Below are 13514 nucleotides of genomic sequence, written 5' to 3'. Positions count from 1 at the left end.
TTATTTAGGTTACTACTAATACGTTCTTCTCAAAACTTTCCTATAAATATCTGTTTGCTTAAATACTAATATAACCCCTAAAAATAAAATCCCCATTATTATATAAAGAATAAATATAACTTGATTTTTAGACGATAAAAATTTATTAATGAGCAAAGGTAGTAAAAGAAGTATCCAACATATCAAGTAGATAATATTCGCTAATAGATCTATATATTGCTTTGATGTTCCTAATTTATAGCTTAGTCTTCTAATTATACTCATTATTATCTGACCACCGTCTAAAATAGGAATTGGTAATAAATTAGAAATGACTAAAGATAAATTAATGCAAGCTAATATAAAGTATAAGTCATTAAATGACGATAGCTTAGCTATTGAACTTAAAGCGTTATTTAAATTATTATCTAATACAGCATAATCTGAAAAATTAAACATTGCAGACGAAAACGGAAGGAGAATTTTCACAAAAAACATTTTCATCATGTGAAAAATATTCTTATTATAAGCAAGTGATAAAGCAATAATAAACGTTAAAAAATTTATTAAAACTCCTGATAATATAATAATCCATTCCTTAACGATGCTTAGCTTGAATACATCATCGTCAGAATAGCTTATATATCCACCTAGTGGCAAATTCTTAAGATAAAAATTGGTTTCCTTGAGATTAAATCTCCAAAAGATAGATCCTAGTCCAACGCTAAACTCATATACTTTAATATTAAAGATTTTACTTGATATGAAGTGCCCAAGCTCATGTAAAAATACAGAAATATACATCAATACAAAAAATACAAAAATCTCCATTGTTATTACCCCTATTATGTCTAAATTTTAATACTCATTATATAATTTATACTATACCTAAGCTTGTTTTATTCCCCTTACCATAACCATAGCCAACCCTTTAGATGTTCTAAGATTTAATATCCGTAAATTACTAACATAATAACTGTAATCATCATATAATACTCTTATGATAATTATATACAGGAAGGTATTATATGAGTAGATTAAACCCTGAAAAGCTTTCAGTGGAATTTAGAGATGGAATTACTGCTACAACACCCATTATACCTAGGCGCTATACCCTTACTCACTCCGATATAACCGCAGAACTTTTTTTAACTATTGGATTAAGATATGCTTATGACAAAATTAATGCTATGAGGGATGAAGTACTTGGTGAATGGATTAAAAAAGCAGAACGCTACTTTTTTCATGTGTATTTATATGTAGATGGAGAATTTTGCCCAATGGTTACTGCTGTAAGAGATTCCGTGTTCAGACGTGAGTTACCCCTTGCCTTAGAAGCTATCAGATATGGTGATAGGGCATTCTTTGATAAGCATTCTGAATTAGACAATTCTCCAATAATAGTCCACTTTATGTCATCTAATCCTCAGTTTAGTAAAGTAGAAAACTGGGGTACTTTTTCAGAGTATAATATTGAGTAACCTATATGCTAAATATGTTTGTACATTTAAAAGCCCTCAGATGTAAGTAGCTACATCCAGGGCTTTAACTATATAAATACTTCTACTAATATTGCTTATATTTTTTATTTAAAATGAGTTTTTAATAAAAATTAACAATTTGTTCATAACTTTTTTTGCAACTTTTTATTCATTTGTTCTTTAAAATGGCAATTTCCCTTATAATACTAAATACTGAATCTGCTCTCAAAATTCAGATTTGAGTAAAGCTTATCTATAATATGCGGCACTTCTTAATTTTTTTCCTCATGTAAATGTTATCTTTTTTTTAATTATTTATATATAAGAATTATTATATTCAAAATATTAGTTTTATGAATAATTTATTTTTACACACTTAAGATATTGTGGAATTATATTGAATACCATCAATATAATGTATATTTCGCCACGTTGACACACTAATTTGGTATTGGTATAATTTAGCACAATTAACAAACACTTTTAAATTAAAGGGGGCATTTATTATGAATTTCAGCGTAATTGCTGCATTTACTATCATCTTAGTTGTTTTAACCGCTGGTGAAATTGTTTCAACAAAAACAAAGGCCTTCGTTCCTTCAGTTTTTGTATCTGCGGTATTATTTTTAATTGGCTTTTGGACTATTTTCCCAAAAGACATTATTGATAAAGGCTCATTTGCAGCACCAATAGTAAATGTATCTATGTATTTATTATTGGTGCATATGGGGACGTTAATGAACTTTAAAGAATTATTATCTCAATGGAGAACAGTTGTGATATCTCTTGGAGGCATTATAGGAATATGTTTAATGACATTGACTATTGGTAAAGTGCTATTTGGATGGCAAACAGTTGTAGCTGCTACTCCTCCCCTTACTGGTGGTGTCGTGGCTTCAATATTAATGTCTAAGGCTGCAGCTGATAAGGGGCTTCAATCTGTAGCTGTTCTTGCAACTTGCATGTATATAATGCAAGGTTTTATTGGCTATCCAATTTCAGCTTTCTGTCTTAAAAAAGAAGCTAGACGAGTATCCGAAGTTTATAAAAATGGCGGAAAGGAATCAAGGCTTGCTAAAGTAGAAACTGCATGTGAAGAAATATCTCAACCTAGGAAAAAACTTATTCCTGCTCTACCAGAAGAATTTCAAACTCCTTATATGCTTTTATTAAAACTTGGATTTGTTGGATGGATTGCTTCTAAACTTGGTCCTATTGTACACGTTAATAACTTTGTTCTTTGTTTAATATTAGGTGTTATTGCTTGTGAGATAGGCTTTTTAGAAGAGCAAGCATTAAATAAAGCTAATTCCTTTGGATTCCTTATGACAGTACTTATGGCATTTATATTTGCCAACCTTTCCCAAGCTACGCCAGCTATGCTTAAACAAATATCTGGCCCACTATTTGGAATAATTATTTTAGGGGTACTTGGTATGTATGTTATATCCTTAATACTAGGAAAAGCACTAGGTTTCTCAAAGCAAATGGCTTTTGCTTGTACACTTACTGCACTATATGGCTTCCCTGCAGATTATATTTTAACTCATGAGGCCATAAAATCTGTATGTGAAACTAAAGAAGAAAGAGAATATGTAATTGAAGAAATGCTTCCAAAAATGCTTGTCGCTGGTTTTACCACAGTTACAATAGCATCAGTAGTTTTGGCTGGTTTCTTTGTAAAATTATTATAATCTTTATTTAATGATATTTTTCAACTTTTAAAATTAAATGTGAATTTAACTTAATTTATCTGTATAGGGGGACAAAATAATATGACTATAAGAGAATTGACTAAGAAGTATGCTGAAAACATTATTTTTTTAAGAAGAAAGTTTCATGAATATCCTGAAGCTAGCTTAAATGAATTTAATACAAGTAAAATGATTAAGGAAGAATTAGATAAACTAGGCATTGAATATAAAAGTGCGGCTGGTACAGGAGTTATTGCTGAAATTAAAGGCAAAAGCTCTAATAAAATTGTAGCTCTAAGGGCTGATATAGATGGCTTATCTGTCAGCGAATTAAATAATTGTGAGTTTAAATCCAAAAATGAAGGTCTTATGCATGCCTGTGGTCATGATTGTCATGTATCTATGCTTTTAGGTGCTGCTATGGTGTTAAATGATATAAAAGAAGAGCTTAATGGCACAGTAAGACTACTATTCCAACCTGCCGAAGAAGTTGCTAAAGGTGCTAAGATGATGATTGAATCTGGAGCACTAGATGGAGCATCTGGAGTATTTGGTATGCATGTGTGGAGCGATATAGAATGCGGTTCTGTCTGTGTTCAGCCTGGTCCACTAATGGCTTCTGCAGATTTGTTTACTATTAATGTAAAGGGTAAAGGAGGACATGGTTCTGCCCCTCATCAAGGAGTAGATACAGTTGTAGCTTCCTCATCTATAGTTATGAATTTACAAACTATTGTTAGCAGAGAATTGGATCCATTGGAGCCTGCCGTCGTAAGTGTTGGTTCTGTTAGCGCTGGCTCAAGATTTAACGTTATTGCTAGCGAAGGCACTTTAATTGGAACTACAAGATGCTTTAATCCCGAAATAAGAGATAATTTCCCTGAAATTATAAAAAGAGTAGCTGAAGATACTGCTTCTACATTTAGAGCACAAGCAGAGTTAGAATATTCTCCTGGAACTTCTATAGTGATTAATGACGAAGAGTGCTCAAAGCTAGCAGAAACTTCTTTAGAAAAAATCGGTGCAAAATCCGTAGTTATTGAAAAGATTATGGGTGGAGAGGATTTTTCAGAATATCAAAGTAAAGTACCTGGCGTACTTGCATTGGTTGGTGTAAGAAATGAACGTAAAGGGGCATGCTATCCTCAACACCATCCCCATTATACTGTAGACGAAGATGCTCTTGAGATTGGCACATGCCTTTATGTACAGTATGCTCAAGACTTTTTAAATAAATAGCATTAAGTGAACCTTTATTTATATCTAGATGTTAAATTGAATAGTATACTCACCATATAATTCAATGGACCGAGCTTTAGGATTTATATTTCCAAAACTCGGTCCATTTAAGATAACAGAAAATAAATACTGCAGTCTATTCACTTAACTTGTTTAAGCACATCAATAATTTCCGGGTATTTCCATTTTAAATTATATCTATCAAACAACTCATACTTGCCTGTTTTACCTTCACTACTTCCATTATCCCACCAAATACACATAATGTTTTTTTCTGCTGCAGCATGCAAATAATAATTGGTCCACTCGATGCGATCTTCAAGATTGTTTTTATTTGCTGCACCAAACTCGCTAATAATTACTGGTATCCCTTTGCGAATAAAATTATAATAAAGATTATTCACAACTTCATCTATGTCTTTTGTATCTTTTTTATTTTTTTTATTCCATCTATTGGTGCCGTCTTCCTGCATTGCAAATTCATAGGGAACATATTGATGAATTGAAACAATTATACGGTCATCCTTTGGTAATATAAAGTCTCCTAAAGCTTCGTCATCAGCTGAATTGCAGTATGGGCCTATCATTAGGTAACGTTTTTTATTTTCATTTCCAGCTTCCCGTATAGTTTTTACGAAGGCAGCGTTTAAATTGTTTAACACTTCCCTCGATTCTTTATTCCCAGCACTCCACTCAAACTCAGTACCAATTAATCTAGGCTCATTCATAGCTTCAAATATTAAATGTTCATCATAATTTGCAAATCTTTGTGCAATTTGAGCCCATGTTGAGCATAAAATTTTTTTTGCATTATCTTGATTTTCATAAGTTGGCACAAACCATTTGTCATGATGAATATCTATGATTGCATACATATCATTTTCAATAACGTAATCAACAACCTCCTGCACTCTATTCATCCACTTTTCATCAATTACACCTTTCTCATCCATATGTTCATACCATGTAACTGGAATTCTAATTGTATTAAACCCACCAATTTTAATTTCATCAATGATAGCTTTAGTAGTAACTGGATTCCCCCAAAAAGTTTCATAGATTTCCGGATCACCATTTATGATACCCACACCATAGGTATCTAAAGAATTTCCAAGATTCCAACCAACTTTCATATTTCTAATAAATCGAATGCCTGCTGGATTATTGTAAGTATATATACTAAAACAAATTGTAGATAATATAAGAATTACACTAGCGGAAATTATGCAATGTGTTTTAGAGAAAATCCATTTCTTTGAGTTCATTTGTCTTCGATACTTTTGTATCATTTCTTGCCTCCATTTTCTCTAATTTAGTAGCCCTAGTCTCTTCAATCCATTTCTCTAATAATTTTTGTTTTTCATTATTTGTGTGAATTTCGTTGTAATTTTTTATTGCATATAGTTGGATATTTTCTCTTACTGTTCGTTCATATTGACAATCTAGTTCTAATCCATCTACTGGTATCAATAACAGTTTTTCAGGTTGATCTTTTATATTTAATGCAATATATTTATAGTTATAATTTATAACATTAACAAAGTCACCTTTTTCGGTTTTAACATCTACATTCATATTGATTCTAGGAAGTCGTCTATTCTCGTAAAAAGTTTCCTTTGTTCTTTTAGCAACATTTAATCTTAAATCATCAAAGCTGCTAAGAGACTCAGATAAATTTAAAGGTAATGTTGGAACCCTATCATATATTATTTGAAGATATTCCCTATAGGAATTACACATATCAGTTATATAAAATGCGTATTTCCAGCCATCTTTGATTTCTTCAACATGAACTATTCTTGCTTTCATCTTTGCATTGTATCTATCTGTTTTTAATTGAATACTAACATCATGTTCATCGTCAATATTTACAGGGTCATTTAATATAATTGAAATACCTGTTTCAGAAAAATCTTTTGTTTTACATGTACGTCTTATAAATCTATCCTGTATTTCACAATCTATTCTTGCATTAACTCTTTCACTCTTACGCATATACTCTCTTCCTTGTACAAAGAAAAGAGACATAACTAAACAGAATAAATTTGTAGCTAACCAGAACAAAACAACGATTGGATTTAATGATCCACTGTCAAAAATTGTACAGATGCAATTAATAATACCTATGACTGACAATACAATTAGAACTAGGAAAGGAATCATATATCCTATGTTCTTGCCTTTCTCACTTTGGACTTGACCTTTTTTAGTAACTTGAAATTTCTTTAAAGTTATACCAAAAGTCTCGAGGAGAACTGGAAATAACATATACGGAAACATAAGTGTTTCATATATACTAGTCCACTTTGTCGTTCTAATGTTTCCACTAAGCATTTTTAATGAGATATTACTAGTTATATACATGGGTAGCCAAAATATTAAAACTTCTAATAAAGTACACTTTAATACAACATAACCAAATGTAGCAAAAAGAATTGGTGACATGATATATATTAATCGTTTTATTGGTGCATACCAATACCAAATTGAAGCCATATAATTAATTTTTTGACCTACGGTCAAATTAGGAGTAAATATGATGTGCATTTTTCTACCTGTTGCTATTACACCCCTTGCCCAACGCACACGTTGTTGAATTAAACTATTAAGATCCGTTGCTGATAGTCCTGAAGCTAAAACTTCATTAACTGCATAGCAAATATATCCTTTTTTCTGCAATAGAATACCAGTTGCAAAATCTTCCGTAATAGATTGAGTATAGAATCCACCAATATCATCCAACGCAGCCCTTGATAATACTGTATTAGATCCTCCATAGATAACACTATTGCTTTTATTTCTTGAAACTTGAATATCCTTATAAAAGTAATCTTGCTCATTTGGAATTCTATTTTCCGAGAACAAGTTGAACTGAAACAAATCTGGATTATAAAAGCTTTGTGGTGTTTGTACAAATCCGATTTCAATTTTGTCTTCTTCTTTACAATTGGTGTTCTTAATCTTCGCATCAACAAAATAAGGTACAGTCTTCATTAAAAAATCATGTTTTGGAATCATATCAGCATCTAAAGTTACAATCAACGGTGATGATGTCACCAACATAGCATGATTTAAGTTTCCAGCCTTAGCTCCCTTGTTGTCTTCTCTATCTATGTAATTGATACCCATATCCTTTGCAAGTTTACGTACTTCAGGTCTTCTGCTATCGTCACATAAATATATATGAACTTTACTCTTATCAGGGTAGTCCATATACAAGCATCCATTTACAGTTTTCAATAATATATCATTGGCTTCACTGTATGTTGCTATAAATATATCCACATCAGGATACATATCCAAAGGGACACTTGGCAATGGTATGTTTTCAACCTTATGCATATTAAAATAATGCACAGCTGCTTCTAATGCACCTAGCACTTCTACAGTAATTAAAGATATGCCAGCAATTAATGATACTAAGCCATATTCAGTGGGTATAGTGTAAAAAATTCTCCAAAAAAGATAAACACACGTAAGAACACTGTTAAGCACCATCCATACTCTGTTCTTATATTTTCCTAAACTCAACTTCTCCACTCCTTAATACTTATCTTATAACAATGAAAATAAAACTGAAAATATAGTGATTATTTAGTTTTGTAAAACATGAGATATTATACTGATTTTTTCTATCTTATTCACTTGCTTAAGATATGACCAAAATTTAAAACATCTCCATTACTATAAAATACCTTGTCCCCTGATCCTGTATAAAATACTTGAGTATTAATATCTTTACAGGTTTCCTTTATTATTTCATCAGCATTTTTTGAAGTAACTACCGCATAAGCTGGGTTCAGAATTCTAATAAATCGTTCTGAATTAATACTCGCTCGACCGTGATGAGGTATTTTATAAAGGTCAATATTTTGCCAATTAATAAGCATCATTTCCTCAAGCCTTTTTTTCTCCGCATCTCCTGCAAACAGCATATTTACTTTACCATGTTTAATCAAAGTAACTAGTGAATAGTTATTATCCTTTGTATAATATTTTTCTAACGGCGGATATACAAGTACATTCATCTCTCCAATTGAAAACCTGCGAGTTAATGTTGGATATATTACAGGGATACCTTGTATTTTAATTTTTTCATTCAGCTTTTCTAGTTGTCTATTGCCCTTTGGATAATAAGATTGAATAATATTTTTCACTTTAAAATTATCTATAACATCCATTGCACCACCAATATGATCTAAGTCTGGATGTGTTAAAATTAAGTACTCAATACAAGATACATTTTTCTTTTGTAAGTAATTCACAATCTTCTGTGCATCTTGTTTCTCCCCTGTATCAATCAGCACATTGATTTCACCTTGTTGTATGAGAATACAGTCTGCATCTTCTTTGAGCTCTAAAAATGAAACTTCAACTGGTGTGCCTTGCGCAATTTTCTCTTCATTTTGCAGATGAACACTCCAGTATCCATAAAAAATAATTGATAAAAGAATAATCCAGCCAAAAATATTTATCATTTTTTTGTACATCCGTAAACCTTCCACTTCTTAGTATTATTTTTATTCTTTCTTTTCACTTTTAAAATAAGGAAAGGCTTCCTCTTTAATGTTATGCGGGTATAATTCTATAAATACATAGTCAAATTTATATTTCTCTATATACTTTTCAACATCTACCCTATTTGAAGTTGCCAATGGCCAAATCATATGTATTTGGCTACATAATGGTGCCAAGAAAGAAAGAGTTGGTGAAAAATAAGAATCTCGTATACACAATATTTTTAGACCATGTGGATTATTATTATTTGTAATTTTATCCCATGGATTAATAGCTTCAATGTATGTATCGTACTTAGAAACAGAATAAATTTCAGATGAAGATAAAAGATCTAATTGTAATATGGACTCTTCAAAACTACCTTCTTTATGCTTTTTATCCCCATCAACATCTTCAGCTTCCCAAAGTAAATTTGTTTTAAATTTAGGTGTAATAAGTGTAAAATCATCTAAGCCACTATAATTAATTCCTGAATTTCGTCCCATAGAACCAAGCATGCTTTGATTATAATAGTATTTATTATAATTATTTAAATTACGATAAAATCCCTTTGGATCAAGTTTTACATCATATCTACTTTCCATGTCAGCTACTAAGGCCCGAAACGCAAGAAAAGCTGCTTCCACCGTCCAATGGTGGTCTGTTTTATAGAAAAGTTTTTCATAAGGTAGTCCTGATTCTAATATTGTTTTGCGTAAATCTAATGTTTCCACACCATTATTATGAAGATAAAGCAAAAATTCATCTTGAATTTTATTTGTATCATTAATTGGAAAACCTTTATCAAATACTGAGATATTTGGTACATACTTTTCCGGTGGATTAATAAATAAAACTTTAGTACCTTTGCTTTCAACACTTTGCTTTAATCTTCGAATTCGTTTTGCATATTCTTTTAAATTAGGATCATCTTCTCTATAAAAGCTTGCATAATTTAAATAACCTTTCTTATCTTTTCCATAGGTAAAATTATCTATTTCACTTTTGCCCAACAACTTTTGAATATAACCGTAAGTTTCAATAAAATTGATTTTACATAACAATTCCTCATTGGCCGTTTCTTCTACTTTACTAATTAAGTTTTTTATATCCCTTTGATTAGCTACTTTGCCATACTTTTTAAAAGTTTCATTCATCTCATCAAACTGATATATAAAATTGGCAATGCCGAAGGCAAATAATATAAAAATAAGTATTCCTGCAAATATATACTTTTTCATAAAAAACTGTTTCATTTCTATGCCTCCTTTGCAACTTAAAAATTAAAGTAGATAAACGGATTATATGTACCTCTTGCTAAGTAAACAACGCATATAATAAATAGACCAATCATTACAATTGGATAAGCAATAGTATATACAGTCCCAATCACAGGCATCTTTCGTTCTGCTAGTAGCAAATTCATCTTTCTTGCAATTGGTGTAGATAACAAAACTCCTAAAGTCAGCCATAAAGCATTTTCCTTGATAAATACAAGTGCTAAATCACTATGATATCCATTATTATTAAGCCCAAACATGTTAAGATAATATCTCCCAGCCTGGTATAAATCATTTGCTTTAAAAGCTACCCAACCAAATGTTACTATAATCATTGTATATACGCTCATTAAAATTGGATGCTGATTATTTTCATGATATCGTAAAAAACGTTCTGCTAATATGAAGATAAAATTCCACATTCCCCAAAATACGAATGTCCAATTTGCTCCATGCCAAATACCTGTTAATAGCCATACAACAAATAGATTACGTACCATTTTATCTTTACTTTTAACTCTTGAACCACCCAGTGGAAAATATACATATTCTCTGAACCAAGTTGACAATGAAATATGCCATCTTCGCCAAAATTCTGTGATAGACCTTGAAATATAAGGATAATTAAAGTTTTCCTCAAACTTAAATCCAAACATTAAGCCTAATCCAATTGCCATATCGGAATATGCAGAGAAGTCAAAAAATATTTGCAATGTATAGGCAATTGCCCCCAGCCAAGCAAGCATCACCGGAACTTCATATGATTGTTGACCAATTGTTGACCAGTTAAAAATGTTATCTGCCATTGCAGCAAAATTATTGGCTAGCAACATTTTTTTTCCTAATCCTGTCACAAACCGGCATGATCCCACTGAAAACTTTCTCCAAGTAGAAGTACGATTTCTAATTTGATCGGCAATATCATTATATTGAATAATAGGCCCTGCAATTAACTGTGGGAAGAATGCTATATATAACCCAACATAAAATGGATTTTTTTCTACTTTTGTTTTTCCTGTATAAACATCAATAACATATGATAATGCTTGGAAAGTAAAAAATGAAATCCCTATAGGCAACGCTATTGTTGTAGTCGGCAGTAACTGACGCCCAGATATGTCATTAATATTTTCTATCATAAAATTCAAGTACTTGAATACAAATAATATACCGATATTTATACAACAAGCCGCAACAACTAATATTTTCGCTCTTTTCTCATTTTCCCAACTTTTTTCAATAAAAATTCCAAATAATGAGTTTAATAAAATTGAAAATAACATAATCAGCACATAAATGGGCTCACCCCATGCATAAAAGAAAATACTAGAAATAAAAAGCCAAATATTCTGTGCTAATCTTGAAATGCTTAACGAATAGTAAACCAGTATTACAACTGGTAAAAAATAAAATAAAAATATTATACTTGAAAATAACATTTACCTTCTCCTACACAACAAATACTTTTCAGTTTTTTTTATTTTCATAATAAAAAAAACTTATTATTATACTTAATAAACAAACACAAAAGCATATTCTAAAGAACCATATCCAAAAAGGTGTATCTACCACTTGCAAGAAGTATTTAACTTTCTCAAGCTTTTTGGGTATATCTGCTGCAAAAACACTGTGGGTATGAAAGGAAATAATTAATGAAAAAAAGAATACTATATTGATAATTATAAATTTATTCATAGTTATAAACCTCCTCCTTGTCCTATTTATTAATAGGTTCATACTACGATATTAGCTCCTAGATACATAAATTATTGGAACACAGAACAATGCAATAACCAATAACAACATTACATTCTTTCGACTGCTCCAATTTGTTTCCCATATTGTACTCCCTTCTAAAATTTCTAACCTTTCGAGAATTACATTCCCATGTTTTCTTAAAATTGTTTTTAGCTTATATATCTCTTGATCATAATTAGAAGTTTTACGATAAATCACGTCATTGTCTGCATCTACATAGGATTTTAATTCATAACTATTTTGCTTTTTCCTAATATCATTCCAACGAAACCACTCACGTTCCTTAGCTGGGCCAATATATGCTTGAATTTGTTCAATAGTGCTCATAATATTTTCTTCAGAAAGATATTTTCTTCTAAGTTCTGAATAGCGTTTTTCAAGTTTTAATACAAATGCTTTGTCTGTTATAAGTCTATCAAACCATGGTGATGTTTGAAAAGCCATCACTTCGATATGCATAGGTTGTTCGGTATAATTGTCTACAGCACCATCATAGTCCCATACCGGCCCAATACAAAGCTTTCCTCCTAATTCCTTGTACATATAAGTAGAATTATTACCTGCATCATAATTTCCAAAAAACTCATTGACCAGAAAATAATCAATAAAAGAGTCAACGTTGATATATTTAGGATAAGTAGAAAATTCCGAAAAACTATTTGAATATAGTATTCTCTCTATTTTGCTTATATCCTTTTCAATGTAATCTATCATTTCTGGAGTTACACTGTGTTTACTAGGATAACGTAATCCGAGATAACCTTTACTAAGCTTCTTTTCAGTAGCATATGTGTTAAGCATAATAGATTCCTCATCATATCTGTCTCTGCGAACCATATAACTATTATAATGTTCTGTAGGCTTATATTTAGAAATATTTACTCTGTCTGGACCTTGTTTAACGCTTTCTTCTAAAAGATAAACTCCCTGATAGGTATAGGTACCCTTTTCTTTTGTCACCACTTCGCAATACTTGCTATCTTGTGTGTACGGCATAAACTGTGATGCAATACGATAAGATAAATAATTACGCATCATGCTTTTATCAGTCATAGTACCATTGATAATCCACTCATTATCTTCACCCATACCTAGTAATGGTAGTTCATTATCTTGTCCTGTTTCTGTTATTAACTTTACTAAATATTGAGGCTTAGCATATTGCATTGATGTATTGCCACGTCGTTTTATTTTTATTTTACTCCCAACTGATGCCTTATCGGTTAAATGGTTCCTTTTTCCATTATCTATCACTTGTATAGTACCATTTACATAGGCCTCAATGCCTTTAATTGGTTCGAAAAGGAGTGTTTTAGGATTAAATTTTGTATTTATCGGTGGTTCTATGCCTTTAGTATCAATAATGACTATTGGTAAATGAGAAGAGAAATCTTTTTTCAATGTAAAATCCTTATTCAAAGATGCAAGTGCATTATCTTCCTGTTCAGCACTAATTAATGGTTGATTATAAGAATTAGTACTTTTTATCTCTACTTTTTTATTATTATAAATAGTCACACTAAAAACGATAATAAGACTTGCAATAATTATTATTAAACTGATAATGCGTTTATTTGTCATTTTGA

11 protein-coding genes are annotated in these 13514 nt (G+C 31.0%); 3 read left to right on the top strand and 8 right to left on the bottom strand.

Going from position 1 to position 13514, the window contains the following annotated elements; genetic code table 11:
* Positions 1-15: 15 nt before the first annotated feature.
* Entirely contained in the window at positions 16-810 is a 795-nt protein-coding gene (locus DP68_RS02775) for a site-2 protease family protein (protein WP_035305770.1), read from the bottom strand.
* 197 nt (positions 811-1007) lie between these two features.
* Between DP68_RS02775 and DP68_RS02770 the strand changes: the two genes are divergently transcribed.
* The 3 genes from DP68_RS02770 to DP68_RS02760 all read left to right on the top strand — a co-directional run bounded on the left by DP68_RS02770 (position 1008) and on the right by DP68_RS02760 (position 4393).
* Entirely contained in the window at positions 1008-1460 is a 453-nt protein-coding gene (locus DP68_RS02770) for a staygreen family protein (RefSeq protein ID WP_035305767.1), read from the top strand.
* A gap of 506 nt (positions 1461-1966) precedes the next feature.
* Positions 1967-3154, top strand: coding sequence for a membrane protein (locus DP68_RS02765; RefSeq protein ID WP_035305763.1), 1188 nt, complete (start codon positions 1967-1969; stop codon positions 3152-3154).
* A gap of 81 nt (positions 3155-3235) precedes the next feature.
* Entirely contained in the window at positions 3236-4393 is a 1158-nt protein-coding gene (locus tag DP68_RS02760) for a M20 family metallopeptidase (protein ID WP_035305760.1), read from the top strand.
* Positions 4394-4533: 140 nt separating this feature from the next.
* Here DP68_RS02760 and DP68_RS02755 read toward each other — a convergent pair whose 3' ends face one another.
* The 7 genes from DP68_RS02755 to DP68_RS02725 all read right to left on the bottom strand — a co-directional run bounded on the left by DP68_RS02755 (position 4534) and on the right by DP68_RS02725 (position 13509).
* Positions 4534-5682, bottom strand: a complete 1149-nt coding sequence (locus tag DP68_RS02755; protein ID WP_052085608.1) for a glycoside hydrolase family 5 protein — start codon at positions 5680-5682, stop codon at positions 4534-4536.
* Positions 5630-7924, bottom strand: coding sequence for a glycosyltransferase family 2 protein (locus tag DP68_RS02750; RefSeq protein ID WP_291546963.1), 2295 nt, complete (start codon positions 7922-7924; stop codon positions 5630-5632). The genes DP68_RS02755 and DP68_RS02750 overlap by 53 nt, the downstream gene beginning before the upstream one ends.
* Before the next feature lie 110 nt (positions 7925-8034).
* The gene (locus DP68_RS02745) at positions 8035-8883 is read right to left on the bottom strand and encodes an MBL fold metallo-hydrolase (RefSeq protein WP_035305758.1); all 849 of its coding nucleotides are present in this window, start codon (positions 8881-8883) and stop codon (positions 8035-8037) included.
* 30 nt (positions 8884-8913) lie between these two features.
* A complete protein-coding gene (locus tag DP68_RS02740; protein ID WP_035305755.1) occupies positions 8914-10146 on the bottom strand; it encodes a hypothetical protein in 1233 nt (410 codons plus the stop codon).
* A 20-nt stretch (positions 10147-10166) separates the two neighbouring features.
* Positions 10167-11609, bottom strand: a complete 1443-nt coding sequence (locus DP68_RS02735) for an MBOAT family protein (RefSeq protein ID WP_035305752.1) — start codon at positions 11607-11609, stop codon at positions 10167-10169.
* A 28-nt stretch (positions 11610-11637) separates the two neighbouring features.
* Positions 11638-11865, bottom strand: a complete 228-nt coding sequence (locus DP68_RS02730) for a hypothetical protein (RefSeq protein WP_035305751.1) — start codon at positions 11863-11865, stop codon at positions 11638-11640.
* A gap of 51 nt (positions 11866-11916) precedes the next feature.
* A complete protein-coding gene (locus tag DP68_RS02725; RefSeq protein WP_035305749.1) occupies positions 11917-13509 on the bottom strand; it encodes a CotH kinase family protein in 1593 nt (530 codons plus the stop codon).
* Between the last annotated feature and the right edge of the window lie 5 nt (positions 13510-13514).

It is taken from the genome of Clostridium sp. HMP27, from assembly GCF_000765165.1.
GTDB lineage: Bacteria > Bacillota > Clostridia > Clostridiales > Clostridiaceae > Clostridium_AK.
Note: the sequence above shows the minus strand (reverse complement) of the source record. Positions and strands in the feature narration are given on the sequence as shown.